The sequence below is a fragment of the Microbacterium sp. UCD-TDU genome, assembly GCF_000340625.1.
Classification (GTDB): Bacteria; Actinomycetota; Actinomycetes; order Actinomycetales; family Microbacteriaceae; genus Microbacterium; species Microbacterium maritypicum.
In genome coordinates this window covers 355,177-380,156 of the sequence record NZ_KB454446.1, presented here as the reverse complement: position 1 = coordinate 380,156, position 24,980 = coordinate 355,177, and the positions used below count along the sequence as shown (strand labels likewise).

Here is a 24,980-nt window from a genome sequence, read left to right as displayed (position 1 = left end):
AGGCCGTGATGGCGAAAGAGCATATCGGAGTATCGCGCTAGAGGGTGATATGTTACTAAACGTTGAGTTTCCTGGTGGGTACGACGTCGTGTCACCGGGTGGATGACTGCGCAGGTGGTCGACTCCCCGCCACGGCCACCTGCGCTTGCCCCTTGGTGGGCGTGGTCCATGGAGCGCCAGGGGAGGGGTACGTCATGAGCAGCTCACCGGAGTCGGAGCGGCCCAGGCCGGAACAGCAGAGGGGCGACCCGTATGAGACCGCGCTCACGCGGGAGGCGTACGTACGCGAGAAGCGCCTGCTGCAGATCGAACTCCTCAAACTCCAAGCGCACATCACGCGCTCGTCCGAACGCGTGCTCATCCTGTTCGAGGGAAGAGACGCGGCGGGCAAAGGAGGCGCGATCACGCGCTTCATGGAGCATCTGAACCCCCGGGGCGCCCGTGTCGTGGCACTCGACAAACCCAGCGATACCGAGCGGACGCAGTGGTACTTCCAGCGCTACGTCGCGCATCTGCCCTCCGGTGGCGAGATCGTGATGATGGATCGCTCCTGGTACAACCGCGCCGGTGTCGAGCGGGTCATGGGCTACTGCTCATCCGCCGAGTACGAGGAATTCATCCAGACCGTGCCGGAGTTCGAGCGCATGCTCGTCGGCTCGGGCATCCGCCTCGTGAAGCTGTGGTTCTCGATAGATGAGGCGGAGCAGCGGCGCCGGTTCGCGCGCCGGGGCGAAGACGCCGTCGCGCAGTGGAAGCTCAGCCCGACCGACCTTGCGAGCGTCGACCGCTGGGACGAGTACATCGCAGCGGAGGAGGCGATGTTCGTCCAGACCGACACCCCCGCCCTCCCGTGGATCGTCATCGCGTCCAACGACAAGAGGCGCGCGCGGCTGGAAGCGATGAGGTGCGTCCTCTCGCGGTTCGACTACCCGGGCAAGGATCCGTTGATCGCTCACGCCCCTGATCCGCGGCTCGTGGGGCGCCCCTCGCAGATCCACCACGAGGGGGGAGAGGCCGACGCAGTGATGCCTGCGGGTCGCAACAGGAGGGCATCCGGGAATGCGAGGGGTGGACTCGGAGGTTGTCCCCCTCATGACTCGCATCGGCACCAGTGATCTCGACGTCCTCCCGCTCTCGCTCGGCGGCAACGTGTTCGGCTGGACGGCCGACCGTGACACCTCCTTCGCGGTTCTCGACGCGTTCGTGGACGGCGGTGGCGACTTCATCGACACCGCTGACTCGTACAGCTCCTGGGCGCCGGGGAACGAGGGCGGGGAGAGTGAGACGATCGTCGGTGAATGGCTGGCTTCTCGCAGGCCCGCAGGGGTGGTCGTCGCGACCAAGGTGAGCCAGCACCCGAAGTTCCGCGGTCTTGCCGCGTCGAACGTCCGAAAGGCCGCCGAAGCCTCGCTGGCGCGCCTGGGCGTCGACGAGATCGACCTCTACTACGCGCACTTCGACGATGAGACGGTTCCGCTGGAGGAGACCGTCGCCGCGTTCGGTCAGCTCGTCGAAGACGGTCTGGTGCGGCACATCGCCGTATCGAACTACTCCGCCGATCGCATCCGCGAGTGGATCGAGATCGCCCGTCGCACCGGTGCCGCGCTGCCGGTCGCTGTGCAGCCGCATTACAACCTCGTGCACCGCAACGAGGTGGAGGACACGATCATCCCGGTCGCCGAGGAGTTCGGGCTCGGTCTCGTCCCGTACTACTCGCTGGCGAGCGGCTTCCTCACCGGCAAGTACCGCTCGACGGATGTCGAAGGGCAGAGCTCGCCGCGGGCCCACGGAGCGGCGAACTACGCGACGCCTGCGGGGCTGCGGGTCATCGATGCGCTCCAGGAGATCGGCGACGTGCATGACGCCTCTATCGCTGCGACCTCACTCGCCTGGCTCCGCGCGCAGCCGACCGTCGTCGCACCGATCGCGAGTGCGCGCAACGTGGACCAAGTCCCCGATCTCCTCGCCGGTGCCCGCCTCGAGCTCTCGGACGACGAGGTGCACAGGCTCAACCAGGTCTCGGAGTGGACTCCGGCCCGGACCTGAGCTCGCCTCGCTCGTCGCCGACGAGTCCGTGCCTATGCGCCAAGATGACGGCGTGGATCCTGTCGCGGGCTTGGAGTTTCGCGAGCACGCGACCGACGTGCGTCTTCACCGTGGACTCGCCGACATAGAGAGTCTGGGCGATCTCCGCGTTGGTGAGGCCTCGGCCGATCGCCAGGAACACGTCGCGCTCGCGATCGGTGAGCGATTCGAGTGCGGCGCTCTCCTCGGCGGCCGGAGCGGCGGAAGATGTCGCGCCGAGTCGGGGTGTCACATGCTCCATCAGCGCTCTCGTGACCCGAGGGGAGAGCGCTGCATCCCCGCGGTGCACGGCGCGCACGGCGGAGATCATCTCGTGGCGCTGCGCGTCCTTCAACAGGAATCCACTCGCGCCCGCGCGAATCGCACCGAACGCGTACTCGTCGAGATCGAACGTGGTCAGAACGAGCACCTTGGTCTGCGGGTGGTCGCGGACGATCGCCTCGGTGGCGGCGATGCCGTCCAGCTCCGGCATCCGGATGTCCATGAGCACCAGGTCGGGGGCGAGCAGCGCGGTCTGCGCGATGGCCGCCCTGCCGTCGCCGGCCTCGCCGACCACCACGATGTCGTCCTCGGCGTCGAGCACCATCCGGAACCCGACTCGGATGAGCTCCTGGTCATCCACCAGCAGCACCCTGATCGCATCCGTCATCCGTCGTCCTCCATCGTCTCTCGTCGCGCGGCGGGCGCGGTTCCCGAGGTGGGGAGCACGGCCCGCAGAACCCATCGTCCCCCGCCCGCAGGTGCCGACCGCACCGTTCCGTGAACGTGCGCAGCGCGCTCGGACAGTCCGCGTACTCCGAATCCGTCCGACCCGACCTCGCCTGTGACGCCGTCGTTCAGGATCTCGATCGTGACCGTCGCGGTCGTGTACTCCAGTCGCACCGCGATGGTCTTCGCGGTGGGGGCATGACGCATCGCGTTGGTCACCCCCTCCTGGACGATCCTTCCGATCGCATGCGCGACGGCGGGGGAGACCTCCGCCTGCCCGACGACGGTGAGCGTCGCCGGGTAGCCGGCTCGTTGCGCGGTCTCCACGGTGTCCCGCGCGGGTACGGGCTGCATCGGGGCCAGCGGCAACGGGGACTCGTCGTCGCGCAGCACACCGAGCATCGAGCGCATCTCGGTGAGCGCACCTCTGGCGGTGTCGGCGGCGGATGCCGCGGCCTTGCGTGCCTGCTCCCGGTCCGGTGTCGCGGCCGCGCCTTCGGAGAGGGCGACGATGACGGTGAGCGAGTGGGAGACGATGTCATGCATCTCCCGGGCGATGCGGGCGCGTTCGGATGCGGCTGCGATCTGTGCCTGCTGGTCGCGTTCGATCAGGAGCTGGCGTGAGCGGTCGATGATGGCGAGGAGGTAGCGCTTGCGTTCACCCACGTTGACTCCGACGAGTGTGCCGATGAGACCGAGCGCGACGTAGCCGAGTGCGGTGTCGAGGCCGACCTGGAGCACGGTCGCTCCGGTCAGCATGAGCACTGTGGTGAAGCCGAGGAACCATGCTGCGCCGATCCCGTAGCAGATCCAGGCCAGGCGGGCCGAGCGATACACCGCGACGCCGTAGCAGGCGACGAGCAGGAGGACGATGCCGCCGGACATGCCCGTGAACAGACCGACAGTCCCCAGGATCACCGCAGCGAGGAAGGGGCCCAGCGGTGCTCGACGGCGCCAGATAAGGGTGCTGCACCCGATCGCGACCATCGCCACCGTCGCGATGTTGAGGGCGATGTAGGTGCCCTCCGGGACCGATGTGTCGGGGTAGGGCGCGGCCGGTGCGAGCGACAGGAACAGGCAGATCAGGGCGAGCAGGATGTCGGCGAACAGCGGGTGGCGCGCCCAGAAGCGTCGGAACAGGCCAGGGGCACGCGGAAGCCGCAGCTCCTCGTCCTCACGGATCGAGTCGCTGCGGCTTCGCGTTCTGCTCACAGGCCGACTTTACGCGTCGCGCGTGCGCAGCACGCCCCACGCGACCAGGGCGCCACCGGCGACCCAGCAGCCCAGCGTCAGGAACGCGGTGGGTGCATCGAGAGCCGCCGTCTCACTGGGCATGATCGCGGCTTGCGCAGCCGCCACCGGGAGGTAAGACGAGGCCTCGATGACCCACGCCCATGCCTCCCCGGCGAAGGAGAAGAAGCTCGCGACGATCGGCAGCACGAACAGCACACCGACGGTCGCGGCGATGGCTCCGGCCCCCGAACGCAGGATGAACCCGAACGAGACGCCGATGAGGGCGAAGACGGCCATGGACAGCGAGGCCACGACGATCGGCAGGATCGAGGCCGACGGGTCAGACCAGTCGATGCTCTGATCCCGCGGCGCCACGATGAGGGTGACGGCGAGGGCTGCGATGGCGAAGATCACCAGCGACGACAGGAACATGAAGATGGCCAGCACGGTCGACTTCGCCGCCAGCACTGATCCGCGAACAGGGTTCGCCGTCAGGGTCGAGCGGATCATTCCGGTCGAGTACTCGCCGGTGACCGAGATCGCACCGATGATGCCGGCGAGCAGCATGGTGAACTGGATGGGCATGATGACGGCCTGGATCGGCTCGAAGTCCGGCATGTCGAGGGCCTGGGCGATGAGAACCGCGATCCCCACGGTCAGAGCAGCGGCGATCCCGATCGACCACCAGGTCGAGCGTAGGGTGGCGAGCTTGATCCATTCACCGCGCAGCGCGCGCACGAACGTCAGCTTTCGACCGGTGTCCACGCGCGGCCGTGTGGCGGCGGGGGCCTGTGTCGTGGTCATGAGATCTCCTTGGTGCGGTACTCGACGGAGTCGCCGGTGAGGGCGAGGTAGGCGTCTTCGAGCGAACCGGTGGTCGGGGTGAGTTCGTGCAGCGCAATGCCGCGGTCCGCAGCGAGGTCGCCGATGCGCGCTGCAGGCAGCCCCACGATGTCGAGCAGGTCGGGAGCCGAGCTCACGATCTCGACATCGGGTCCGCTGACGGCCGCGGCCAGATCGGCCGGGCGGGGAGTGCGCACCCTGACCGTGTTGCGGGTCCACGAGCGCACGAGTTCGGGGAGCGGCGCATCCGCGAGCACGCGGCCCCGTCCCATCACGATGACGTGATCGGCGGTCTGCGCCATCTCGCTCATCAGGTGGCTCGAGAGAAGCACGGTGCGCCCCTCGGAGGCGGCGTGGCGGACGAACTGGCGGACCCAGCGGACGCCCTCGGGGTCGAGGCCGTTGACCGGCTCGTCGAGGATCAGCGTGTGCGGGTCGCCGAGCAGCGCCGAGGCGATACCGAGGCGCTGGCCCATGCCGAGCGAGAACCCGCCTGCACGCTTGCGGGCCACCGACCCGATGCCGGCGAGGTCGATCACTTCGTCGACGCGAGAGGAGGGGATGCCGTGGGTCGCAGCCATCGCACGGAGGTGGTTGCGCGCGGTGCGGCCGGTGTGCACCGCCTTCGCGTCGAGGAGCACCCCGACCTCGGTGAGCGGTGCGCGCAGCTTGCGGTACTCACGGCCCGCGATGGCGGCGCGGCCGGACGTCGGCCGGTCGAGGCCGACGATCATCCGCATGGTGGTCGACTTCCCGGCGCCGTTCGGGCCCAGGAATCCGGTGACGCTGCCCGGCTTGACCGTGAACGACACATCATCGACGGCGGTCTTGTCTCCGAATCTCTTGGTGAGGCCTTCTGCTGTGATCATGAGGACAACGTTACGGAGCGACCCCGGTATCGCGCGTCCTCCTCAGGTACACATCTGCCGGAGAGCGGGTCCGCCCACCGGCGGACATCCGCACCTCAGGGGCGAGGACGTGCCTGCACGCGCGCGGCCATCTCGTCGGAGGCGAGGACCGCCTCGTCGATGATCTCCCTCGACACCGGCGCGGTCAGCCAGTCGTGGCTCAGCGAGGCGGGGAGCAGCAGCGGCATCCGATCGTGCAGATCGACGAGGTGTGCCGGGGCGGGGCGCATCACGATCGAGTAGCACGTGAACCACTCGCCATCGGCGGTGCGCCCGCGCTGGGTGACCGCGGCCATACCGAACAGCGTGCCGTCGTCGACGATGAACTCGTTCCACTGGCGAGAGGGCTTCTGCATCTCGTACCAGCTCGTCGCCGGCACGATCGCTCTCGACTTCGCCCCTCCTGGACGCTCCTGAAGGCGTTCGGAGCGGGTGTTGATCGAGGGGAACTTCGCCGGCTCGCCGTTCACGAGGAAGCCCCACCACGCGGGCTCCAGGGTCGGCGCGGCATCGGGCTGCACGACCAGGGGATTGAGATTGCGCAGGTTCTTGCCCGTGGGGCGGACGGTCTCACCCGCATTCTCGCGGGCCCACACCCGCAGGCCCTCGAGCACCGCGTTGTCGGCGGCGGCGAGGAGCTCCGCATCGGTGAATCGGGGATCGAGACCGTAGCTCGCGCACATGCCGCCAGCGTAGCGCCGGGCTCCGACATCCGCAGGGACGAGAGCGCCCACGGGCTCGGGTAGGGTCGACAGGTGCCAGAGCCCCGTCGACTTCCCGCCCCGGTGGCACTGGGCGGTGCGGTGGCGATCGGGGTGATGACGGCGATCCAGGCGCGGATCAACGGAGTGCTCGGAGTGCGTGTCGACGATGGGATCGTCGCCGGCTTCGTCTCCTTCTCCGTGGGCCTCCTGGTGCTCGCAGTCGTGATCATCTGTCTCCCCTCGGCCCGACGAGGAGTGGGGAGACTCCGCGACGGCATCCGGCAGCAGACGATCCCGTTCTGGATGCTGCTCGGGGGCGCCTGCGGCGCGCTCACCGTCTCCACCCAGGGACTCACGGCGGGGGTGCTCGGCGTCTCGCTGTTCACCGTCGGCGTGGTGGCCGGGCAGACGGTGCACGGTCTCGTGCTCGATCGGATCGGCTTCGGCCCGGCCGGTGTCGTCGCGGTCACTCCCGGTCGGGTCCTCGGCGGTCTGCTCGCGCTCGCGGCGGTCGGCATCTCGCTCTCCGGCGATGTGCTCGCCTCCGCACCGCTGTGGATGCTGCTGCTGCCGTTCGCAGCGGGCGTCGGCATCGCGTGGCAGGCGGCGACCAACGGGCGGCTGGCGCAGCGCGCGCGCTCGCCGCTGGCCGCGACGCTGATGAGCTTCATCGCCGGTACCGTGGTCCTCGCGCTCGCGTCGGGCGTGAGCGTCGCGTTCCGCGGCGCACCTGCGGCGCTGCCGGGGGAGCCCTGGCTCTACCTCGGAGGCTTCCTGGGTGCCGCGTACATCCTGCTCGGTACCTTCATCGTGGCCCAGACGGGTGTGCTGCTGATGGGCCTGGGATCGGTGCTCGGGCAGTTGGTCACGTCGGTCGTGATCGACCTCCTGTGGCCGCCGGCGGCGGGACCCGCGCTCTGGCAGGTGCTCGCGATGGTCGTGGTCGCCGTCGGGTCGGTGGTCGTGGCCGTGCCGTGGCGGCGTCGACGCTGAGGCGCTACTTCTTCTTCTTCTTCTTCTTCGCCTTCTCGGTGCTCGCCGCGGGCAGGCGCGTGAGGAGCTTGCGGGCATCGACGCTCTTGCGCCGGCCGGGCTTCTTGCCTTCGGGTTTGCCACCCACGTAGAGCCAGCCGAGGAGCTCCTCGTTCTTGCCGAGGCCGTGGGCCTTGGCCACCGCCTTCGCACGCGTGTAGTGGCCCGTGCGCCAGATGACGCCCCACCCGGCCTCGTCGAGCAGAAGACTCAACACGTGCGCGACACCGGACGCGACCGCCTCCTGCTCCCACCGGGGTACCTTCTCGCTCTTGCGGTAGCTCGCGACGACGGCGATGAGCAGCGGAGCGCGAAGCGGCTTCGACGAGGGCGAGGAATCTCCCTGGGCCTTCGCGATCGCCGCGCCCAGCACCTCGCGATCCGCGCCGCGCAGCTCGATCACCCGCCAGGGCCGCAGCGACGAGTGGTCGGCGACGCGGCCGGCCGCAGCGACGAACGTCAGCAGCTCCTCGCGGGTCGGCGCCGTGTCTTCGACCTTCGACCAGGACTGCCGTGCCCGGACAGCGTCGAGGGCGCTCACGACGCGTCGGGGGTGAAGTTCAGTGCGATCGAGTTCATGCAGTAGCGGTCGCCCGTCGGCGTTCCGAAGCCGTCGGGGAACACGTGGCCGAGGTGCGACCCGCAGTTGGCGCAGCGCACCTCGGTGCGCACCATCCCGAGGCTGTCGTCTTCGATGAGCTCGACCGCATCGGGGCGGATCGACTCGTAGAAGCTGGGCCATCCGCATCCGGAGTCGAACTTCGTGCCGCTCTTGAAGAGCTCGGCGTTGCAGGCGCCGCACGTATAGAGTCCAGCGCGCTCCTCATCGAGCAGCTCACCGGTCCAGGCCCGTTCGGTCGCGGCCTGCCTCAGCACGGCGTACTGCTCCTCGCCGAGCTCTTCGCGCCATTCGTCTTCGGTCTTGTCCACGCTGTACGACATGTGTCCTCCTGAGTCGTCTCCATTCTCCCCCGCGCGGCGAGGTCTCGGGCGCTCCGGGTCAGAATGGACGGATGACGGATGCTGTGCAGGAGCGCTACGCACGATTCGCCCGCGACGAGGCGCCCGGTCGCAGCGCCCTCTACGCGGCGTGGGCCGCCGGAGTCGCCGCTGACGAAGAGGTGCGGGGCGTCCTGCTGCGGATTCCGGAGACGCGGAGGCAGCCGCCCCTCGTGTTCGCCGTGACCCGGATGCTCGGCGCCGGACTCGAGGCGTATCCGCAGTGGCGGGAGTTCGTGCTCCGCAACGCCGACGAGGTCGTCGCGGAGTGCGCGAGTCGCAGCCTGCAGACCAATGAGCCGCTCCGCCTCGCCGCGCTGCTTCCCGTGCTGTCCGAGATCGACGGCCCGATCGCATTGCTCGAGGTCGGAGCCTCTGCGGGACTGTGCCTCTACCCGGACCGCTACTCGTATCGCTTCATCGGGGAGGACGGCGCGCTCCGAGCCGCGCTCGACCCCGCAGAGGGGCCGTCGACGGTCGTGCTGGAGAGCACGGTGACCGGATCTCTGCCCCGGATGCGTCTTCCGGAGATCATCTGGCGGGCAGGTATCGATCTGGCTCCGCTGGATGCGGCGGACGAACGGGATCGGAGTTGGCTGCGCGGACTCGTGTGGCCGGGGGAGAGGGGAAGGCAGGAGCGCATCGATGCCGCGCTGGATATCGCGGCATCCGATCCGCCTCTGCTCGTCGCCGGGGATGCTCTGGAGGGCATCGAGGCGCTCGCGGCCGCCGCGCCGATGGAGGCGACGCTCGTCATCACGACACCCGGTGTTCTGGTGCACATCCCGCGGGAGCGCAGGAGCGCGCTGATCGCGCGCATCTCCGCCCTGGACGCGCACTGGGTCACGATCGATCCGCCCGGTGCGCTCGATGTCTGGAAGCCTCCGGTGGACACGGAAGGTTGGCCGGGCTTCGTCGTCGCGATCGACGGGAACGTGCGTGCGGCCGCGGATCCTCTCGGCGCCCGGTGGGAGTGGCGAACGGCCGTCCCCGCGGATGCGTCCTAACCTGGACCCATGCTCGGAGATCTCACGGAGCGCGACCGCGCGATCCTCGCGATGGAGGTCGCGTGGCCGCGCCACGGCTCGGCCAAGGAAGAGGTCATCCGCGCCCAGCTGGGGATGAGCGCCGCGCGCTACTACCAGCTCCTCGGGCGACTGATCGAATCGGAAGCCGCTCTGGAGTACGACCCGATGCTGGTGCGGAGACTGCGTCGGATCCGGGATTCCCGCGCCAGGCAGCGCTCGGCCAGGACGCCGGGTTTCGTGGGCTGAGCGCACGCGCCGACAGCCTCATGGGTCGCATGATCCGCGCCGAGGAACGGATTGCCAGGAAGGTGCCGCTAGCATCGAGGGGTGTCCAAGCCCTCCCGCGATCGCTTCGATGACGTTCCCCGTTCCTCCGGACGCGTAGGAGCGCACCGCGCTGAAGCGCCGGGGATGAACGGCTGGGTCGTACTGCTGTGGTCCTTCGTCGCCGCGCTCGTGCTCATCATCGGTGGGATCTTCGGGTCCCTCGTGGTGATGGGTCGCGTCTCGCTCTTCCCCGAGGCCGTGCCCACCGCCGTCCCCACTCCGGAGGAGACCGGTGTGGTGGACACCTCGATCTCCGTGCTGATCCTCAACGGCACGCCGGACGAGGGTCTGGACACGCAGATGAGGGACCTGCTCATCAACAACGGGTGGGCGTCGGACATCGTCTTCGCGGGCGACAGCTCCAGCCAGGACTTCGCCGCCACGACGGTCTTCTACCTCAACGACGAAGACGAGCTCGCCGCGATCGGGTTGGCGAACCTCCTCGGCGGCGCAGCCGTGCAGCAGAGCGACTACTACTCCGGTCAGACGGAGGACGGTCAGAAGCAGTTCACGGTGGTGATCGGCCTCGATCGATCGAGCTCGGCGTCCGAGACGCCCGGGGAGACTCCGGCCCCCTGACCTCGGGGTGGACCTCACCTCCGGCGGCTTGCACTCGAAGGTGTCGAGTGCCAGAATGGCGTTAGCACTCTCTCACTCTGAGTGCTAAACCCAACGTCTACGTCCAGGAGGGACGAAAAAACTCATGGCAAAGATCATTGCTTTCGATGAGGAGGCCCGCCGCGGCCTCGAGCGCGGCCTGAACATCCTCGCCGACGCGGTCAAGGTCACCCTCGGCCCGCGCGGCCGCAACGTCGTTCTCGAGAAGAAGTGGGGCGCCCCCACCATCACGAACGACGGCGTCTCCATCGCCAAGGAGATCGAGCTGGACGACCCGTACGAGAAGATCGGCGCGGAGCTCGTCAAGGAGGTCGCCAAGAAGACCGACGACGTCGCAGGTGACGGCACCACGACCGCCACGGTCCTCGCCCAGGCTCTGGTCCGCGAGGGTCTGCGCAACGTCGCAGCCGGCGCCGACCCCATCTCGCTCAAGCGCGGCATCGAGAAGGCCGTCGCCGCGATCACCGAGGAGCTGCTCGCCAGCGCCAAGGAGATCGACTCCAAGGAGCAGATCGCCGCCACGGCCTCGATCTCCGCTGCTGACCCCGCGATCGGCGAGCTCATCGCCGAGGCGATCGACAAGGTCGGCAAGGAGGGCGTCGTCACCGTCGAGGAGTCGCAGACGTTCGGCACCGAGCTCGAGCTCACCGAGGGCATGCGCTTCGACAAGGGTTACCTGAACCCCTACTTCGTCACGGACCCGGAGCGCCAGGAGGCGGTCTTCGAGGACCCGTACATCCTCATCGCGAACCAGAAGGTCTCCAACATCAAGGACCTCCTGCCCATCGTCGACAAGGTGATCCAGGACGGCAAGGAGCTCGTCATCATCGCCGAGGACGTCGAGGGCGAGGCTCTCGCGACGCTCGTGCTGAACAAGCTCAAGGGCATCTTCAAGTCGGTCGCCGTCAAGGCTCCCGGCTTCGGCGACCGCCGCAAGGCGCAGCTGCAGGACATCGCGATCCTCACCGGTGGTCAGGTCATCACCGAAGAGGTCGGCCTCAAGCTCGAGAACGCCACGCTCGACCTGCTCGGTCGTGCACGCAAGGTGATCGTCACCAAGGACGAGACCACCATCGTCGAGGGTGCCGGCGAGGCAGACCAGATCGAAGGTCGCGTCACGCAGATCCGTCGCGAGATCGAGAACACCGACAGCGACTACGACCGCGAGAAGCTCCAGGAGCGTCTGGCGAAGCTCGCCGGTGGCGTTGCCGTCATCAAGGCCGGAGCCGCGACCGAGGTCGAGCTCAAGGAGCGCAAGCACCGCATCGAGGACGCCGTTCGCAACGCGAAGGCAGCCGTCGAGGAGGGTATCGTCCCCGGTGGTGGCGTCGCGCTCATCCAGTCGGGCACCAAGGCCCTCGACTCCCTCTCGCTCTCGGGCGACGAGGCGACCGGAGCGAACATCGTCCGCGTCGCGATCGAGGCTCCGCTCAAGCAGATCGCGCTGAACGCCGGTCTCGAGCCGGGTGTCGTCGCGAACAAGGTCTCCGAGCTCCCCTCGGGCCAGGGCCTCAACGCGGCCACGGGTGAGTACGTCGACATGTTCGCCGCGGGAATCATCGACCCGGCGAAGGTGACCCGCTCGGCACTGCAGAACGCAGCCTCGATCGCGGCTCTCTTCCTCACCACCGAGGTCGTCGTCGCTGACAAGCCCGAGAAGGCTGCAGCTCCCATGGGTGACCCGTCGGGTGGCATGGACTTCTGATCCCGCTCTCCTGACAGAACGCCCCCGGCTTTGGCCGGGGGCGTTCTGCGTTGACGCCGAGGCGGTGTCACCGGAACAGACTGGCTGAGTACTGATCGGCGTCTGCGTACTGGGTGGCGACCGAGCCGAGAGAGGTGCCGATCGAGTCGAGCACCTGCTCCACGTGGACCTGAGCGCCCTGCCACTGCTCCGCGCACGTCTGGAAGGCGTTGGACGCCGTCCCCGACCAGGTCGACTGCAGCTGGCGGAGCTGAGCCATCAGGGTCGCGGACTCGCTCTGCAAGCGCTCGATGGTGGCGCGTGTCGCTGTGTGGGCGGCATGGACGGCTTCGGTGTCGACGGTGAAGACAGACATGGGAACTCCTTCTCGTAGGGGTTCCGAGGCTAAGCGGACGCCGCTGCCGTGGGCGCCGACGAAGACAGCGAGCTCCGCGTGCTGTGCGCAATCGGTGCGCGGCAGCGGCGGTGCAGGAGTGCAGGCGGTCCGGGCCCGGGCTCAGGGCAGATCGAGCCGTTCCAGAGGCTGCGTGTCCTCGAGGAGATGCGCGGGCGTGGCCTGCGCCGGTGCGAGAGGAAGTGTGACGGTGAACGTCGCGCCGCCACCAGGGGTCTCCGAGACGTCGACGCCGCCGTGCAGGGCCTTCAGGATCGATGCGACGATGGCGAGCCCGAGGCCGGAGCCTCCCGTCTCCCTGGCACGTGAGGTGTCGGCTCGCCAGAACCGCTCGAAGATCTGCTCCCGGATCTGCGGAGGGATCCCCTCGCCGTGATCGACGATCGCGATGCTTCCGGTTCCCGCGACGCGGTCCGAGTCGACGACGATCTCGATCGGACCGTCTTCCGGAGAGAATCGGCGCGCATTGCCCAGCAGATTGGTGACCACCTGACGGACCTTGTTCTCCTCGCCGAGCACGATCGGCGGTGTGCGCACGGGGAGATCGGTGACCTCGGTGAAGTCGATGGCTGGAGCCTGCTCCTGCGGCCGGGGACGACGGCGAAGGCGCGAGAGCGTGGCGCGCGACAGGCCGCGCGGGGCCGGGGGTTGCGGCGGCTGAAGCGGTGGCATCTCGTGAACGGGGATCACGGTCTTGCTGTCGGCGGTGCGGTCGATCACGGTGACCGTGCGTCCGGGGGCCGCGGCACGCAGATCGAGGGCGGCGTCCCTCGCGATCGGCCGCAGATCGAGCGGCACGATCTCCGGCTCGCGTTCCTCGTCCAACCGGGCGAGAGCGAGAAGGTCCTCCACCAGGACACCCATCCTGATGGCTTCCTTCTCGATGCGCTCCATGGCCCTGGCCGTATCCTCCTCGCCCTTGATCGCGCCCATCCGGTACAGCTCCGCGTAGCCGCGGACGCTCACCAGCGGCGTGCGCAGCTCGTGGCTCGCATCGCCGATGAACCGCCGCATGTGCTGCACCGTGCGGTCCCGCTGCGCGAGAGAGCGGTCGACGCGATCGAGCATCGTGTTGATGGCGGTGTTCAGCCGCCCGACCTCTGTGGTCGGCTCCAGGTCGGTCAGCCGCTGCCGGAAGTCGCCGGCGGCGATCGACATGGCTGTCGCCTCGACCTGGCCGAGCCTGCGGAACGTCAGTGTCACGAGTCCACGCGTGAGGAGTGCGGCGATCAGGATGGTGATCAGGGCGATCGTGATGTAGATGCCGAAGTACTGGCTGATGATGCGATCGGCAGGCGAGAGCGGCAGGGCCACCAGCTGAATGCGCAGCACCCCGCCCTCCGAGGGGACCACAGCGACGGCGGCATGGAAGCGCTCGCCGTCGGCTCCCTCCATCTCGAGCGGGATCTGGTCGGTGTTGGCCGTCGCTTTCGCGAGCGAGTACCGCGCGGGGAACAGTGGCGCCTGGCCCGAGGTGCCGCGTGCCGCCGCACGGAGCTCGCCCGTCGCGTCGTAGATCGCGAAGGAGAAGTCCCGAGGCTGCTCGTCGCGGGGACTGTAGGTGCTGACGCCATCGACCGTCACGGTGTCGAAGTAGCGATCGACCAGGTCGCTGGAGACCAGGGCGGGAAGCTGGGCGTCGATGTTCGCGACCAGGGCGTTGCGCAGGATCGGCACCGTGCCGATACCCGCGACGAGCAGGCCGAGGGCGAGCACCGCGACCGTGACGCCGGTGACCTTCGCCCGAAGGCTGATGCGTCGCCACCAGCTGGTGACCGCATCGGGCTTGTGCGCCATGCGGTCCTCCCTCATGCGGCGACTCCGCCGCGGGGCGGCGTCGATGGTGGTGCGGTGGTCGTCAGACCGTCTTGCCGACCTTGAGCATGTAGCCGAAGCCGCGCTTGGTCTGGATCAACGACTCTTCGGTGTGCGGATCGATCTTGCGGCGGAGGTAGGAGATGTAGCTCTCCACGATGCCGGCGTCGCCGTTGAAGTCGTACTCCCAGACGTGGTCGAGGATCTGGGCCTTCGACAGCACGCGGTTCGGGTTGAGCATCAGGTAGCGGAGCAGCTTGAACTCCGTCGGGCTCAATTCGATCGGCTCCTTGCCGACGTGGACGTCGTGCGTGTCCTGATCCATGGAGAGCTCACCGGCGCGGATGATCGACTCCTCGTCGGCCTGCATCGTGCGGCGGAGGATCGCCTGGGCCCTGGCGACGATCTCGTCGAGGCTGAACGGTTTGGTGACGTAGTCGTCGCCACCCGCGTTGAGGCCTTCGATCTTGTCGTCGGTGCCGTCCTTCGCCGTCAGGAACAGGATCGGGGCGGTGAAACCCGCGCCGCGGAGGCGCTTGGTCACGCTGAACCCGTTCATGTCGGGCAGCATGACATCCAGGATGATGAGGTCTGGCTCCTCTTCGAGGACGGCCGAGATCGTGGCGGCGCCGTTGGCGACCGTCTTCACCTGGAATCCGGCGAAGCTGAGACCCGTGGAGAGCAGGTCGCGGATGTTGGGTTCGTCATCGACGACCAGGATGCGCGGAGCAGTCATGTCCCCATTATGGTGACTCCGGCCATGTGGATGCTGACTATTGTGCGGAACGGCGTGGAGTCGCCCCCTTCGAACGAGCCGGGCGCACGGCAGGTGGACGGCGGGAGCCGAGATCGTCCCACGGTCGGATGCGGCGCACAGCTGCGCACGGGAGGATCGAGGTATGAGCTTGAACGAGGACGCCACCCCCGCCCCCGGAAACACCGTCGCACAGGCCGGACTGCCCGGTGTCGAGCAGCTCGCCTACCACCGGCTGGCACGCCTGCGGCCGCGGTATCGCTGGTGGCGCATGCTGCTGACCGGGCTCGTCGGCATCGCCCTCTACATCGCGATCCTGCTGATCGTGATCGTGCCGCTGGCCATCGTGTCGATGCTCGTCCCGGGGTGGGGCATCGATGCGCAGGTGCTCCTCACGACGTCGCAATATTTCGACCTCGACCGCCCGTGGCTGCTCGTGGCGCTGGTGCTGCCGCTGATCCTGATGATCCCCGCCCTGCTGCTGGCCTCGCGGATCGTCGAGGGACGGGGGGTCGGTCTGCTGTCGTCCGTCACCGGGCGTCTGCGGATGGGATGGCTCGGCAGGACTCTGCTGTTGGCACTCGCGGTGTTCGTCGTCTACTTCGCCGTCGTGCTGGGGTGGTCGGCGCTCAGCGGCGACGCGGTGACCGCCGACTTCTCGCACCCGGGACTGTGGATCATGGTGCTGCTCGTGCTGCTGCTGATCCCCTTCCAGGCCGCGGCCGAGGAGTACGTGTTCCGCGGGTATCTGATGCAGCTGGTCGGGGGATGGCTGCGTCATCCCGCCTTCGCCATCCTCCTGCCCGTGCCGCTGTTCGTGCTCGGTCACGGCTACGACATCTGGGGCGCGGCCAGCGTGGGCATGTTCGCGATCGTCGCCGCCTGGCTGACCTGGCGCACGGGCGGACTCGAGGCGGCGATCTCGCTGCACATCGTCAACAACGTGCTCATCTTCCTGCTCGGATCCGTCACCTTGGTCGACGCCAACGCGACGTCGGGCACGGCTGTCGACCTTCTCGCGTCGGCGCTGGCCATGGTCGTCTACGCCCTGCTCGCCGACCGTTGGGCGGCGAGGCTCGGGATCGCACGCACGGCGCGGGCCGCATTTCCCACCGTGGGGGCGACCGGTACCCATCACCTCGGCCTCGCCCTGCAGGGACGTTCCGCCCGAGCGTGATCTTCCGCGGTCAGGCGGCGATCGCGTCCGAGTCCATGATCGTGTAGCTGTAGCCCTGCTCGGCCAGGAAACGCTGGCGGTTCTGGGCGTAGTCCTGATCGATCGTGTCGCGGGCGACGAGCGTGTAGAAGCTCGCGGTGTGTCCTGACTGCTTCGGGCGCAGCAGACGACCCAGTCGCTGGGCCTCCTCCTGACGTGATCCGAAGGAGCCGGACACCTGGATCGCGACCGAGGCCTCAGGGAGGTCGATCGAGAAGTTCGCCACCTTGGAGACCACGAGGAGCGAGATGTCGCCTTCGCGGAAGGCGCGGTAGAGCTCTTCGCGCTCGTCGATGGGGGTCGCGCCGGTGATCTGCGGCGCGTTCAGCGCCTCGGACAAAGACTCGAGCTGATCGAGATACTGTCCGATCACGAGGATGCGCTCGCCCTCGTGCTTGGCGATGAGCTCACGCACCGCCTGGACCTTGGCCGGGGCGGAGGCCGCCAGGCGATAGCGTTCGTCGTCGGTCGCCGCGGCGTATTCGAGCCGGTCGCTCGGCGGCAGATCGACGCGCACCTCGTAGCAGGCGGCGGGGGAGATGAAGCCCTGCGCCTCGATCTGCTTCCAGGGAGCGTCGAAGCGCTTGGGGCCGATCAGGCTGAAGACGTCGCCCTCGCGTCCGTCCTCGCGCACGAGGGTGGCGGTGAGGCCGATGCGTCGACGCGCCTGCAGGTCGGCGGTGAGCTTGAACACTGGAGCCGGCAGCAGGTGCACCTCGTCGTACACGATGAGTCCCCAGTCGAGGGCATCGAGCAGGGCCAGGTGCGCGTACTCGCCCTTACGCTTCGCGGTCAGGATCTGGTAGGTCGCGATCGTGACGGGCTTGACCTCTTTGGCCTGGCCCGAATACTCGCCGATCTCCTCGGGAGTGAGGCTGGTGCGCTTGAGCAGCTCGTCGCGCCATTGGCGGGCCGAGACGGTGTTGGTGACGAGGATCAACGTGGTGGTCTTGGTCGCGGCCATCGCGCCGGCGCCCACGATCGTCTTGCCGGCGCCACAGGGGAGCACGACGACGCCGGAGCCGTCCTTCGAGAAGGCATCCACGGCATCCTGCTGGTAGGGGCGGATGTGCCAGCCGTCCTCGGCCAGGTCGATCTCGTGCGGTGTTCCCGGGGTGTACCCGGCGAGGTCCTCGGCGGGCCAGCCGATCTTCAGCAGCTCCTGCTTGATCTGCCCGCGAGCCCAGGCATCGACGACGAACGTCTCAGGCGTCGGGTGGCCGATGAGCAGCGGCTGGATGCGCTTGTTGTTCGCGACCTGCGCCAGCACGGCGGGATCGGAGGAGCGCAGGATCAGGGTTCCCTCGTCGTCGCGTTCGATGACCAGCCGCCCGTAGCGGTTCACCGTCTCGCGCAGGTCGACGGACACGGAGGGCGGCACGGGGAAGCGCGACCAGCGATCGAGCGTCTCGAGCATGTCTTCGGCGGTGTGCCCTGCGGCTCTGGCGTTCCACAGCCCCAGACGCGTGATCCGGTAGGTGTGGATGTGCTCGGGGGCGCGTTCCAGCTCGGCGAAGATCGCCAGCTCGTGGCGGGCGCTCTCGGCGTCGGCATGGGCGACTTCGAGCAGCACGGTGCGATCGCTCTGGACGATCAGTGGGCCATCAGACATAGCTCACCAGTTTAGCGGTCGAGACAGGTGCAGGGCTCTACGGCGCGACGATCGTCGCTGCGAGGATGCTCGACACGGGGAGGGTCCGCTCCACGTCGGCCGCCCGGTCTCGTCCGCGGAGTCTGCCGCCGCCGATCCCTGTCGCTTCCAGGAGGAGTTCCCTGGTGGATCCGTCCGGCATCCCGACGGTGACCTGGAGGACGGACTTCGCGCGCACGGCCGCCTCGAGCTCGCGGTCGAGCCACGCGGCATCGGCATCCGGTCCCTGATGCGAACGCAACCGGGCGATCAGCGGCATCAGGTCGATCGAGTTCCCGGTCGATGCCGACGACGGGGGCGCCGGATGGCGCTCGCGGACGAGCAGTGCGCCGTCCGGGCCGACGAGCGTCGCCGGATATCGCGCATCGGTGAGCGCCCAGTACACCGTGTCCCGACCGACGCGGGTGGTCAGGGCGTCGAGGTGCGCGGTGAGGGCGAGCGGGCGCAGGGACTGATCCACCGCCATCGCCTGGATGAGGTGCGAGTCGGAGCTCTCGATCCGCGTGCGGCCGGTCTCGTCATCGGTTGAGACGCGGACCAGTCCGTGTCGCTGGGCGGTCTGGGCGATCAGATAGCTGAGGGGCTGAGGGAGACCCGTGAGGGAGACGGAGGAGAGGAAATCGAGGATCGACTGCTCGGTCTCGCCTGCGACGAACGCGTGCGCCACCGACTCGGAGGTGAAGCGGTAGGACGACGCCTGGGCTGCGGACTCACGGGCCGCGATCGTGCGCAGTCGCACATCGAGCGCCGGCTCCAGCGGACCCGGCGCGATCGCCGTCAGGTCGTTCTGCAAGAAGATGCGGTCGACTTCGGTCGGCAGCAGGCGCACGAGGGCCTCCGGGTCCGCGGCATCCCCGCGACGCAGGCTCACGGCCCACTCGGGTTCGGTTCCGTCCTCGGCGATCAGACCGAGCAGCGACGCCGCTTCCTGCAGGGTGCGCGAACGCTCGGCCCATGCGGGATCCCACGGGTGTGCGAACGGCCACACCTCGGGCGGGATCCATCCGCCGGTCTCGGAGCGGACTCCTCGTGGCAGCGCGTCGCGGAACGCGGTGGCAAGGACCGCCCATCGATCGGCGGCGGACGAGCGCAGCCAGTCCTCCGCCGACTGGCTCGAGCGCAGCCGCCGGTCTGCGGAGACGGCGAGCCCGGACTGGAGTGCGATGGCGGCGAGGGTGTCGACGATCTCGGCGGCGACGCCGGCTTCGGCGAGCTGACGCTTCTCGCCGGCACTGACCCCACCGCCGGTGAGCAGGGCGAAAGGGCTCTCCCTCGCGATCATGAGAAGGTCGGCGAGTACGGCCACGGTCGTGAAGGCGCGCTCGGCCGCGTGCGCCGCGGCAGCCTCGGACGACGCCGGTGCCGGTGCTTGAGCGGGCGGTCCGGAGGCGGTGCGCCCGGCGATCGCGGTGACCACCGGAGGATAGGGCGTGCCGTCGGGACGGAGCAGCGCGAGCGCTTTCAGCCGTTCCGTCTCGCGTCCGGCGTCCTGTCCGGAAGCGGCGGAGACCAGCGCGCTCGCCTCTGATGCCGTGAGCGTGGGGAGCACACGCGTCAGCGATGCCGGATCGAGCAGTGCCTCAGCGGCATCGAAGAAGTCGTGCCACGGTGCATCCGCTCGCACGCCCCGTGCGCGGAAGAGATGGCGGAGGTCGTCATCGCTCGCTGCCGCCAGCCAATCCGCCAGCGGTCGCGCGTGAGTGCTCATGGCCGATGCCTCAGGAACGCGAAGACGCGCGTCCCTTCCGGATGAAGCTCATCGTCAGGAGCGTGATGATCATGAGGAAGGCGACCGGCAGTCCCCAGTAGGGGATCGCGGCGACGACAGGCCAGATGCCCTCACCGAACGCGGCCTGGTCCATCCCGAGCGCGGTGCCGATGATGATCGCGAAGAAGCACACCACGGACGCCGCGGCGATTCCGAGCGCGGTGAACGCCAGGATACGATCCAGCCGGCGGATGGGAACCTCCGGTTCGGAATTCTGCGTGCTCATCCGCATCAGCCTACTCGCACTGAGACCTTCGGCTGTGCGCGCGCCACGACCGGTAGGCTGGGGGCACGCGCACGAGCGCGTCCACTGTTCTGCATATCGATCTCAGCGAGGTTCTCCCATGCCCACCGGCAAGGTCAGGTTCTACGACGAAGACAAGGGTTTCGGCTTCATCGCCAGCGATGACGGCCAGGACGTCTTCCTGCACGCCTCCGCGATGCCCACCGGCACCGCGGTGAAGGCCGGTGCGCGCGTGGAGTTCGGCGTCGCCGACGGTAAGCGCGGACTGCAGGCGCTGTCGGTGCGTGTGCTCGAGGCGCCGCCCAGCCTCTCGAAGGCCAAGCGCAAGCCGGCCGACGACATGGCCATCATCGTCGAAGACCTCGTGAAGCTCCTCGACGGCATCGGCGGGGATCTGCGTCGCGGACGCTACCCCTCTTCCGGACAGGGCCGCAAGATCGCGGCCGTCCTGCGCAAGGTCGCTGATGACCTCGACGCCTGACGCCGACGCGCGTCTCATCGCCGCCCACGACCTCGCATTGGCCGCGCTGGCCGAGATCACCCCGGCATCCACCGTCGGCCCCGCCGCCGGATACCTCGCCGAGGAAGACGGCTCGGTCTCGTTGCGCTTCCAGAACCGACTCCCCGGCTACCCGGGGTGGTTCTGGACGGTGACCGTCGCGCGCGTCGAAGGCGAGGAGCCGACCGTCCTCGAAATCGAACTCCTGCCCGGCGACGGCGCGCTGCTCGCGCCGGAATGGGTCCCCTGGGCCGAGAGGCTGGCCGAGTACCGCGCCCATCAGGTCGAGCTCGCCGAGGCGGCTGCTGCTGCCGGTGACGACGTGGCGATCGGTGACGAGGCGTTGGTCGGCGAAGGCCTCGACGACGACGACCTCGATGACGACGACCTCGACGACGGTGAAGCAGACATCCTGCACGCCGGTGATCTGGACGGCGTGGACATCGACGAGCTCGACGACGGCGCCGCCGAAGACGAAGAGCCGGAAGACGACGACGCCGACGCCCTCGATGAGGACGCCGACGCCCTCGATGAGGACGCCGGCGAGGTCGACGAGGAGGAGTGACTCCGGGCGCTCAGGCGCCCAGGTTCTCCAGCACGTACTCGATCGATCGGGTCAGCTGACGCACGTCATCCGGCTCGATCGAGACGAATGTGGCCACGCGCAGCTGGTTGCGCCCGAGCTTGCGATACGGCTCCGTGTCGACGATCCCGTTCGTGCGGAGAGTCTTCGCGATCGCCGCGGCATCGATGCTGTCGTCGAAGTCGATCGTGGCGACCACGGGCGAGCGGTGCGCGGCATCCGTGACGAACGGCGTCGCGACGGACGAGGCCTCGGCCCAGTCGTACAGAACCGAGGACGACTCGGCGGTGCGGGCCGCCGCCCAGGCGAGGCCCCCGTTGTCGAGGATCCAGCGCAGCTGGCTGTCGAGCAGGTGCAGGGTCGTCAGCGCCGGGGTGTTCAACGTCTGGTTGAGCCGCGAGTTGTCGACCGCGTTCTTCAGGCTCAGGAACTCGGGGATGTAGCGACCCGACGCGGCGATGCGATCGATGCGCTCGATCGCGGCCGGAGAGACCGCGGCGAACCACAGGCCACCGTCGGAGCCGAGGTTCTTCTGCGGTGCGAAGTAGTACACGTCGGCCTGCGTGGCATCGAAGTCGATGCCTCCCGCGGCGCTCGTGGCATCGATGACGGTCAGTGCGCCATCGGCGGCGATGCGCTGGATCGGCGCGGCGACGCCGGTCGAGGTCTCGTTGTGCGGCCAGGCGTACACGTCGACGCCTTCCACGACCTCGGCGACGGTCAGCGAGCCGGGCTCGGCCTTGCGCACATCGGGTGCCTCGAGCCAGGGGGCGGCGGCGGAGGCGGCGAACTTGCCGCCGAACTCGCCGAACACGAGGTTCTGGCTGCGGCGCTCGATGAGGCCGAAGGCTGCCGCGTCCCAGAACGCGGTCGATCCGCCGTTGCCGAGGATGATCTCGTATCCCTCTGGCACGCGGAACAGGGCGGCGAGCTGCTCGCGGACGCTGCCGACGAGGTTCTTCACCGGTGCCTGACGATGCGATGTCCCCAGGATCGTCGACCCCGAAGAGACCAGTGCCTCGAGCTGCGCAGGGCGCACTTTCGAGGGACCGCAGCCGAAGCGGCCGTCGATGGGCAGGAGGTCACGGGGAATCTCGATCGCCATGGGTCGATTCTAGGGGGCGCTCGAGCTGTCGCAGGACCGCTCGAGAGTCCGATGTCCGCCGGGGAATGTAGGCTTGCCTAAGAACCTCGGAGGGCCTGCACATGACCGATCTGATCGACACCACGGAGATGTATCTCCGTACCATCCTCGAACTCGAGGAAGAGAACATCGTGCCGCTGCGCGCGCGCATCTCCGAACGTCTCGGCCACTCCGGTCCGACCGTGTCGCAGACGGTCGGCCGCATGGAGCGCGACGGTCTCGTCATCGTCTCCGAGGACCGCACCCTCGAGCTCACAGACGCGGGGCGCAACAAGGCCGTCAACGTCATGCGCAAGCATCGGCTCGCCGAGCGTCTGCTGTCCGACGTCATCGGACTCGACTGGGCGTTCGTGCATGAAGAGGCCTGCCGCTGGGAGCACGTCATGAGCGAGCAGGTCGAACGTCGCCTCGTCGAGCTGCTCGGACATCCCACCGAGTCGCCGTACGGCAATCCGATCCCCGGACTCGACCAGCTCGGAGACGTTCCCGCGCGCACGTTCGACGAGGGTGTCGTCGGACTCGTCCAGCGTCTGAACGCCGCGGGTGCACCCGTCGAGGGAACGGTCCGTCGTCTCGCCGAGCCGGCTCAGGTCGATCCCGAGCTGCTCGAGCAGTTGCGCGATGCGGGTGTCGTTCCTGGCGCCCACGGAGACTTCCGCTTCAGCGAGGGCTACGTGCTCATCCAGATGGACGGCAAGGACGAGGGGCTCGAACTCCCGGTGGAGCTGGCGTCGCACATCTTCCTGGTGGGTGAACCGGCCTGATCCCGCGAGAAATCCGGCCCCGACGCCAGTGCAGCGGCGGGGCGCCGGAGGCTTCTGCGGTGATTGTCAGATTCCCGGGGTGACATGATCGTTATCTTCCGGTAACCTCGGACAGGTCGCCAGCGAAGAAGCCCGCTGGAGATGAACCCGCGAAGATTGCCTTCCAGGCTCGTCGTCTTCACGGCAGGAACGCACAAAGTACCCGAGCTACATTCGTGCCACGAGAGCAGAGTGCCGACGAGCCAGCGCTGACCCGAACAGCGCGAGGGCCCAGGAGGACCAAGTTTTGGCCGCAGACATCGAACCGCCCGCGAAGAAGACATCTGAAGACCGAGTACCCGCCCGCCGAACCGGTGCGCGCATGAGTGCTCGCAAGGCCGTCAAGCCACTCCGATCCATCGCCATCTTCGGGGCCGTCGGTGCACTGGTCGCCGGAATCGCGCTGCCCGCCTTCGCCTCGACGAAGCCGAGCGAAGCCGCCCCGACGACTGTTCAGCAGCTCGCAGCCGTCGACGCGCAGTCGCTCGTCGTCGCTTCTCAGGCCACGGCGGCACCTCTCGCTCGCGGCACCTTCAGCGCGACCACCCCCGAGGAGATCGCGAAGAAGAAGGCGGAAGAGGCAGCCGCAGCGCGTGCCGCCGCCGCCGCCTCAACCGCAGGAACCGCCTCATCCCGTTTCAACACCGCGGGCTATGCGCTCACCTCGCCGGGATCCGGTGAGGTGCGCTATCCGCTTCCCATGGGCTCGTGGAACGTCAGCCGCACTGTGGGCGGTGGGCACAACGGCGCCGACATGCTCGCTCCGGCTGGAACTCCGATCTATGCCGCCGCCGCCGGCGTCGTCCGTGCTTCCGCAGAGAGCATCGGTGGTTACGGCGTCGCCGTGATGCTCGACAGCGTCGTCGGTGGGCAGCGTGTGCAGACCACCTACGGCCACATGATCTACGGCTCGCGTCAGGTGCAGGTGGGGCAGACGGTCTCCGCCGGGCAGCTGATCGGCTATGTCGGCAGCACCGGCCGCTCGACCGCCAACCACCTTCACTTCGAGGTCTGGATCAACGGCGGACTCGTGGAGCCCATGTCCTGGCTCTCGGTCAACGCCGGCTGATTTCCGGACACGCCTCCCTCCATTCACCCGCTGTTTCGCCCTGCACCCAGCGCGATGGGTTAGCCTGATCCCGTTGTCGTACAGGTGGGAGAGGCTGATGGAGCGAATACCGAGCATCCGAACCATGGATGCCCTCGGTCGTCACGTCCTTCTGCATAGCCCGCAGGGATGCCACGGCGTTGCCGTGCGCGAAAGGCGCTGTCTTTAGACGGCGCCTTTTTTCGTCCTCGCGATCGATCTGCCTCCTGCACGACCTCGTGTGAGTCGAGAGTGCCGGGAAGCCGTCCCGGCGGATCGAGAGGATGACGAATGCGCACACTGGTCCTGAATGCCGGATACGAGCCCCTGGCGATCGTGTCGTTCAAACGAGCCCTGGTGCTGGTGATGAACGACAAGGCGACCGTGATCGAACGGATCGAGGAAGACCCCGTCTGGGGCACGCACGGCGTCTACGATCGCCCGGCGGTCATCATCCTGGCCCGCTACGTGCGGGTCCCGACGAGCAGGCGTGTGCCGGTCACCCGGCGCGGCGTGCTCCGCCGCGACAACCACCGCTGCGGATACTGCGGGAAGGCGGCATCGACGATCGATCACGTGCTGCCGCGCTCGCGCGGGGGAGCGGACTCCTGGGAGAACCTCGTCGCGTGCTGTCTGCGCTGCAACAACGTCAAGAGCGATCGCACGCCGCAGGAGATGCGCTGGCAGCTGCGCTTCACCCCTCGACCGCCGCACGGCACGGCCTGGACGGTGCGCGGAACCGAACGCAGCGACCCGCGATGGGAGCCGTATCTCGCTCTGGCCGCCTGACGCGGGGACCCGCTGACGAGGGCCTGAGACGTCGAAGAGGGGC

The 24,980-nt window shown here is 68.3% G+C and carries 27 protein-coding genes; 13 read left to right on the top strand and 14 right to left on the bottom strand.

Annotated features, from left to right (window positions below; genetic code table 11):
- The first annotated feature begins 194 nt into the window (after nt 1–194).
- Nucleotides 195–1,115 carry a polyphosphate kinase 2 gene (gene ppk2, locus D514_RS24555; protein ID WP_017828942.1) on the top strand — a complete coding sequence of 307 codons (921 nt, stop codon included), beginning with the start codon at nt 195–197 and terminating at the stop codon, nt 1,113–1,115.
- Entirely contained in the window at nt 1,093–2,046 is a 954-nt protein-coding gene (locus tag D514_RS24550; RefSeq protein ID WP_017828941.1) for an aldo/keto reductase, read from the top strand. The genes ppk2 and D514_RS24550 overlap by 23 nt, the downstream gene beginning before the upstream one ends.
- On the opposite strand, the gene D514_RS24545 is transcribed toward D514_RS24550, so the two are convergent.
- From D514_RS24545 to D514_RS24525, 5 genes are all read right to left on the bottom strand, one after another.
- Nucleotides 2,009–2,734, bottom strand: a complete 726-nt coding sequence (locus tag D514_RS24545) for a response regulator transcription factor (protein ID WP_017828940.1) — start codon at nt 2,732–2,734, stop codon at nt 2,009–2,011. The two genes, D514_RS24550 and D514_RS24545, sit on opposite strands and share 38 nt — an antisense overlap.
- A complete protein-coding gene (locus D514_RS24540) occupies nt 2,731–4,005 on the bottom strand; it encodes a sensor histidine kinase (protein ID WP_017828939.1) in 1,275 nt (424 codons plus the stop codon). Before D514_RS24540 ends, D514_RS24545 begins: the two co-directional genes overlap by 4 nt.
- A gap of 9 nt (nt 4,006–4,014) precedes the next feature.
- Nucleotides 4,015–4,830 (bottom strand): ABC transporter permease, encoded by an 816-nt coding sequence (locus D514_RS24535; RefSeq protein WP_017828938.1) that lies wholly within the window; start codon nt 4,828–4,830, stop codon nt 4,015–4,017.
- Entirely contained in the window at nt 4,827–5,738 is a 912-nt protein-coding gene (locus D514_RS24530; RefSeq protein ID WP_017828937.1) for an ABC transporter ATP-binding protein, read from the bottom strand. Before D514_RS24530 ends, D514_RS24535 begins: the two co-directional genes overlap by 4 nt.
- Before the next feature lie 95 nt (nt 5,739–5,833).
- A complete protein-coding gene (locus tag D514_RS24525; RefSeq protein ID WP_017828936.1) occupies nt 5,834–6,460 on the bottom strand; it encodes an SOS response-associated peptidase family protein in 627 nt (208 codons plus the stop codon).
- A gap of 102 nt (nt 6,461–6,562) precedes the next feature.
- Here D514_RS24525 and D514_RS24520 point away from each other — a divergent pair, with 102 nt between their 5' ends.
- A complete protein-coding gene (locus tag D514_RS24520; protein ID WP_017828935.1) occupies nt 6,563–7,474 on the top strand; it encodes a DMT family transporter in 912 nt (303 codons plus the stop codon).
- A gap of 4 nt (nt 7,475–7,478) precedes the next feature.
- Here D514_RS24520 and D514_RS24515 read toward each other — a convergent pair whose 3' ends face one another.
- The gene (locus D514_RS24515) at nt 7,479–8,054 is read right to left on the bottom strand and encodes a nitroreductase family protein (protein ID WP_017828934.1); all 576 of its coding nucleotides are present in this window, start codon (nt 8,052–8,054) and stop codon (nt 7,479–7,481) included.
- Entirely contained in the window at nt 8,051–8,455 is a 405-nt protein-coding gene (msrB, locus tag D514_RS24510; protein WP_017828933.1) for a peptide-methionine (R)-S-oxide reductase MsrB, read from the bottom strand. Before msrB ends, D514_RS24515 begins: the two co-directional genes overlap by 4 nt.
- 71 nt (nt 8,456–8,526) lie before the next feature.
- Here msrB and D514_RS24505 point away from each other — a divergent pair, with 71 nt between their 5' ends.
- The 4 genes from D514_RS24505 (at nt 8,527) to groL (ending at nt 12,190) form a co-directional block, all read left to right on the top strand.
- Complete coding sequence (locus D514_RS24505) at nt 8,527–9,519, top strand: DUF2332 domain-containing protein (RefSeq protein ID WP_017828932.1); 993 nt, start codon at nt 8,527–8,529, stop codon at nt 9,517–9,519.
- Nucleotides 9,520–9,528: 9 nt separating this feature from the next.
- Nucleotides 9,529–9,786 carry a DUF3263 domain-containing protein gene (locus D514_RS24500; RefSeq protein ID WP_017828931.1) on the top strand — a complete coding sequence of 86 codons (258 nt, stop codon included), beginning with the start codon at nt 9,529–9,531 and terminating at the stop codon, nt 9,784–9,786.
- Nucleotides 9,787–9,867: 81 nt separating this feature from the next.
- The gene (locus D514_RS24495; RefSeq protein ID WP_031205557.1) at nt 9,868–10,446 is read left to right on the top strand and encodes a LytR C-terminal domain-containing protein; all 579 of its coding nucleotides are present in this window, start codon (nt 9,868–9,870) and stop codon (nt 10,444–10,446) included.
- Nucleotides 10,447–10,570: 124 nt separating this feature from the next.
- Complete coding sequence (gene groL / locus D514_RS24490) at nt 10,571–12,190, top strand: chaperonin GroEL (RefSeq protein WP_017828929.1); 1,620 nt, start codon at nt 10,571–10,573, stop codon at nt 12,188–12,190.
- A 67-nt stretch (nt 12,191–12,257) separates the two neighbouring features.
- Here groL and D514_RS24485 read toward each other — a convergent pair whose 3' ends face one another.
- The 3 genes from D514_RS24485 to D514_RS24475 all read right to left on the bottom strand — a co-directional run bounded on the left by D514_RS24485 (nt 12,258) and on the right by D514_RS24475 (nt 15,135).
- Nucleotides 12,258–12,545 carry a WXG100 family type VII secretion target gene (locus D514_RS24485; protein WP_017828928.1) on the bottom strand — a complete coding sequence of 96 codons (288 nt, stop codon included), beginning with the start codon at nt 12,543–12,545 and terminating at the stop codon, nt 12,258–12,260.
- A 141-nt stretch (nt 12,546–12,686) separates the two neighbouring features.
- On the bottom strand, nt 12,687–14,381 hold the full coding sequence (locus tag D514_RS24480; RefSeq protein WP_017828927.1) for a cell wall metabolism sensor histidine kinase WalK: 1,695 nt from the start codon (nt 14,379–14,381) through the stop codon (nt 12,687–12,689).
- Between the two features lie 61 nt (nt 14,382–14,442).
- Nucleotides 14,443–15,135 carry a response regulator transcription factor gene (locus D514_RS24475; protein ID WP_017828926.1) on the bottom strand — a complete coding sequence of 231 codons (693 nt, stop codon included), beginning with the start codon at nt 15,133–15,135 and terminating at the stop codon, nt 14,443–14,445.
- 163 nt (nt 15,136–15,298) lie between these two features.
- Between D514_RS24475 and D514_RS24470 the strand changes: the two genes are divergently transcribed.
- Nucleotides 15,299–16,330, top strand: coding sequence for a CPBP family intramembrane glutamic endopeptidase (locus D514_RS24470; protein WP_017828925.1), 1,032 nt, complete (start codon nt 15,299–15,301; stop codon nt 16,328–16,330).
- Between the two features lie 10 nt (nt 16,331–16,340).
- Here the strand turns inward: D514_RS24470 and D514_RS24465 are convergent, their stop codons facing one another.
- From D514_RS24465 to D514_RS24455, 3 genes are read right to left on the bottom strand one after another with little or no spacing between them, the layout of a single operon-like run.
- Nucleotides 16,341–17,981, bottom strand: a complete 1,641-nt coding sequence (locus D514_RS24465) for a DNA repair helicase XPB (RefSeq protein ID WP_017828924.1) — start codon at nt 17,979–17,981, stop codon at nt 16,341–16,343.
- A 37-nt stretch (nt 17,982–18,018) separates the two neighbouring features.
- Nucleotides 18,019–19,728, bottom strand: a complete 1,710-nt coding sequence (locus D514_RS24460) for a helicase-associated domain-containing protein (RefSeq protein ID WP_017828923.1) — start codon at nt 19,726–19,728, stop codon at nt 18,019–18,021.
- A 10-nt stretch (nt 19,729–19,738) separates the two neighbouring features.
- Nucleotides 19,739–20,014, bottom strand: coding sequence for a hypothetical protein (locus tag D514_RS24455; RefSeq protein ID WP_017828922.1), 276 nt, complete (start codon nt 20,012–20,014; stop codon nt 19,739–19,741).
- Between the two features lie 118 nt (nt 20,015–20,132).
- Here D514_RS24455 and D514_RS24450 point away from each other — a divergent pair, with 118 nt between their 5' ends.
- Nucleotides 20,133–20,513: a cold-shock protein gene (locus tag D514_RS24450; protein WP_017828921.1), complete on the top strand. Its 381-nt coding sequence runs from the start codon at nt 20,133–20,135 to the stop codon at nt 20,511–20,513.
- A complete protein-coding gene (locus tag D514_RS24445) occupies nt 20,497–21,096 on the top strand; it encodes a DUF3027 domain-containing protein (RefSeq protein WP_020380572.1) in 600 nt (199 codons plus the stop codon). Before D514_RS24450 ends, D514_RS24445 begins: the two co-directional genes overlap by 17 nt.
- 10 nt (nt 21,097–21,106) lie before the next feature.
- Here D514_RS24445 and serC read toward each other — a convergent pair whose 3' ends face one another.
- A complete protein-coding gene (serC, locus tag D514_RS24440) occupies nt 21,107–22,219 on the bottom strand; it encodes a phosphoserine transaminase (protein WP_017828918.1) in 1,113 nt (370 codons plus the stop codon).
- Nucleotides 22,220–22,320: 101 nt separating this feature from the next.
- Here serC and D514_RS24435 point away from each other — a divergent pair, with 101 nt between their 5' ends.
- From D514_RS24435 to D514_RS24425, 3 genes are all read left to right on the top strand, one after another.
- Nucleotides 22,321–23,022 (top strand): metal-dependent transcriptional regulator, encoded by a 702-nt coding sequence (locus D514_RS24435; RefSeq protein ID WP_017828917.1) that lies wholly within the window; start codon nt 22,321–22,323, stop codon nt 23,020–23,022.
- Between the two features lie 361 nt (nt 23,023–23,383).
- Nucleotides 23,384–24,130, top strand: a complete 747-nt coding sequence (locus tag D514_RS24430) for a M23 family metallopeptidase (protein ID WP_017828916.1) — start codon at nt 23,384–23,386, stop codon at nt 24,128–24,130.
- Nucleotides 24,131–24,439: 309 nt separating this feature from the next.
- Entirely contained in the window at nt 24,440–24,937 is a 498-nt protein-coding gene (locus D514_RS24425) for an HNH endonuclease (RefSeq protein ID WP_017828915.1), read from the top strand.
- Nucleotides 24,938–24,980: the final 43 nt, after the last annotated feature.